Source organism: Bordetella tumulicola, from assembly GCF_054779135.1.
Window position 1 is genome coordinate 1 of record NZ_BAAGYU010000020.1, and the last position, 3739, is coordinate 3739.

The window sequence follows — 3739 nt, forward strand, 5'->3', positions numbered from 1 at the left end:
CCCCGGTGGCTCGCCACGGCGGGCCGCGCCCGGTCATAGGGTAAGTCCAGTTGGTCGGGTAACCCCGATAGCCGGTCCTTCCAATAGCCCACTTGGCTGGCGATCACGCTCTGCGGATCGTCCTCGTCGCCCAGGACCTGGTGCTGCCACAAGGTATAGTCCGCGTACTGCACCGGCAGCGCGCGCCACTGCGGCGCCTGGCCTCGCCGCCGCGCGTCGTACGCGCTGACCAAGTCTCGCGACAATGGCGTGATCGACCAACCGTCATTGGCGATATGGTGCAACAGCAATAACAGCACGTGCTTCTGTTCGGCCACCCGGAACAGCCATACTTTCAGCGGGATATCTTTTTCCAGGTCAAAGCAGTGCGCCGCAGCTTCCGACAATGGCTCGGGTAACGCTGTCTCGTTGGTTTCCACTTTCTTGAAAACCAGCTGCACCTCGTGCATCGGAATGATGCGCTGCACTGCGGTCCCATCGACTTCGGGAAACACCGTGCGCAGGCTTTCGTGGCGTTGCAGTACATCCAGGATCGCGTGATGCAGGGCCTCGCGATCCAGCTTTCCTTCCAGATGCAAGGTCAACGGCGTGTTGTAGGTTGCGCTCGGGCCGTCGATCTGGTCCAGCAGCCACAAGCGCTTTTGTGCGTACGACAGCGGCAGTTCCGCCGGCCGTTGCTGTGGTCGCAGCGCCGGGCGCACGGTGCGCGCTTCGTCCAGTTGCTGCGCCAGGCTCGCCACCGTGGATGACTCGAACAGTGTGCGGATCGCCACCTCGACACCCAATATCGAGCGCACGCGGCTGATCAGCCGTGTGGCTAGCAGCGAATGGCCGCCCAGGTCGAAGAAGTCATCGTCGATCCCGACTCGGTCCAGGCCCAGCACCTCGGCAAACAGCCTGGCCAGGATCTCTTCTTGTGGCGTGCGTGGCTCTCGGCCCAGGCCGGCCACGAACGCCGGCGCCGGTAGCGCCTGGCGGTTCAGCTTCCCGTTCGGCGTCAGTGGCAATGCCTCCAGTAGCATCACCGCCGCCGGCACCATGTACTCCGGCAAGCGGGAACCTACGTAGCTCCTCAATTCCGACGCCAGCTTGCTCAGGTCTCGGAACTGGGCAGGACGATTCGTATAGGTAGAGGGCTCTGATACCACGCCTTCCGGACGATACAGATCGGTCAAGACCTGCGTACCGATGGATTCCTCATCCACCAACAGCACATCAAAGCTGCCCTCCGATGATCCAGGGCTCCAGGTCGTTGCTACCCAATAACCCAAGCGGGCAAGCGCTTGAAACTCAGTCGGATCCACCTCTCGGGTGCGTGCGCCTGCGTCTCGAAGCTCACCGTCGGCTGACTGACCTTCTCGCAACGCTTTCGCCGCGTTCACTTCCGCAGCTACCCGGGCGTTGGGCACTTCCCGGATGCGCAAACAGGAAGGGCGTTGTGTGGTGAGTCTTCTGGAAAGATCCTCCAGAGAATTTATATCTTGGCCCCACGATAGCGTTGGCGCTGTAGCCAAGGAGTAGCGTTGAGCAGGTTCCCTGTGCAGAACCACGTCGTAGCGATAACGGCTTAGTTCATTATGGGCAATATCCCGCTTCAGTTGGACATCGATTCCAATAGGAAAGGGCGCCTTTGCCTGCAAAGCGGGAAAGAATTCTGGGTCAATCACCAGCTCTTTTTCCGTCAACAGTCTGCGCCCTATCGCCCTCTGCAGGTCGGCCACGTCGCGCGAGCCGTTCGTTCGACATAACTCCACTGCCGTGGAGAAGACCCGCAGCAAGCCGCGGTGGCGAACGTCTCCGACGAACACCTGGCCGCCAGGTTTTACCAAGCGCAACGCGCCTTGCAAAACCTCAGTCAGGTAGTCGGCCGTCGGGAAGTACTGCACCACCGAGTTGAGAACGATCGTGTCGAAAAAATTCTCCGGAAGATCATCGAGAACGTGCGCCGCGCGCACATCCAGATGCACCTTCTTGGCAAGCTGCTCAGACCGTTCGACGCGGGCGCGTAGCTTCTCGATCGCAATCGCGGAAAAGTCCGCGCCCCAATACTCGGAACATTGTGGGGCTACGCAAGACAACAACAGGCCATTCCCGACGCCGATCTCCAACACCCGTCGTGGATTCAGAGATAGGATCCTCTTGACCGTCTTGTCTCTCCAGTCCCGCATTTCGTCCAATGGGATCGGCTCGCCGTCGTAGCTGCTGTTCCAGCCGCCGAAATCCTCCTCGAAAATCTCATTTTCCCGTTGATCGTAGGACCCTTCGTAGATCTGCCGCCATTCTTCTACTTGCTGCTCGACCTGGGCGTTGTCCGTGTCGGGTAGCGCTTCATCGCTTGCCACTACATAGCCGACCAGCTGTCTCTCGCCCGGTCGATCTTCGCGCATCATCACCGCGGCTTGGTTCACCGAAGGGTGGCTCAGCAGTACGCTTTCGATCTCGCCCGGCTCGATGCGATACCCGCGGACCTTTACCTGCTCGTCCGCGCGGCCTACAAAATCCAACACGCCGTCCGGGCGCCACTTGACCACGTCGCCTGTGCGATACATCCGGCTGCCCGGCGGGCCAAACGGGTTCGCCACAAACCGTTCCGAGGTCAGACCTCTTCGACCCAGATAGCCTCGCGCCAGACCTGCGCCGCAGATGTATAGCTCGCCAGCCACGCCCGGCGGCACCAGCTGCAATCCTTCGTCCAACACGTAGACCTGCGTATTCGAGATCGGGCGACCGATCGGTGGCCGCTCGCCCCCCGATAAGGGATCACTAATCGTCGCACATACCGTGCCCTCGGTCGGCCCGTACGCATTGAGCATCCGGCGGCCTGCGGACCATCGGTTCACCAATTCCCCCGAACACGCCTCGCCGACAACGAGCAAGGTGGGCAGCGCGTCAGTACCCACCTCTTCGTGCTCTGTGCTGGCTAGGACCGAGGGAGGAATCAGGGCATGGCTGATATGGTGGGATCTTATTTTCTGAACAAGCGCCGTGCCCAACAAAGCGCCCGGTTTAGGCAGGATCAAAGAGGCCCCCACGCCGAGTGCCATAAGCAGCTCCCACAGCGTTGCATCGAAGCTAAGCGACGCGAACTGCAGGACGCGGCTGTCCGCGCTTAGGCCGAGTCGTTCGATCTGGCCGTTGGCCAAGTTGGAGAGCCCGGCATGCGAGACGACGACGCCCTTAGGGATTCCGGTCGAGCCGGAGGTGTAGATGACGTAGGCGGCATGCAGCAGATGAAGCGGTGCGATGCGCTGTGCATCGGTGAGGTCTGCGGCGGATTGGACCGCGCACTGCGCGATCACGGCCGGGTCGTCCAGCCGCAGCAGTTCGGTGTCTGGTGGCAGGCTGCCGGCCAGCGTCGCGGTCGTGATCGTGCACACCGGACGGGCGTCTGCCAGCATGAACCGCAGGCGATCCCGTGGATAGGTCGGATCCAGCGGCAAGTACGCCGCCCCGGACTTGACGATGCCCAGCAGCGCCACCACCATATCGAGCGACCGTTCCAGGCACAGGCCCACCACGCTCTCGGGGCCTATGCCGCGGCTGATCAGGCCGTGCGCCAGGCGGTTGGCGCGGGCGTTGAGTTCGGCGTAGCTCAACTGCTCGTCCTCGTACACTACTGCGGTTGCCTGGGGATCGCGGCGCACCTGTGCTTCGAACAACGCGGGCAGCGTGGCGGCGGTCACCTCGCGAGCGGTATCGTTCCAGTCGTGCAATATCTGGTGCCGCTCTTGGGCACTGA

General features: G+C 61.9%; 1 protein-coding gene. It reads right to left on the reverse strand.

Annotation, left to right across the window (positions count from 1 at the left end):
- Window positions 1-3739, reverse strand: a 3739-nt coding sequence (locus tag ACYVDM_RS26400) for an amino acid adenylation domain-containing protein (RefSeq protein ID WP_460475503.1), incomplete at both ends; no start/stop codon positions are given.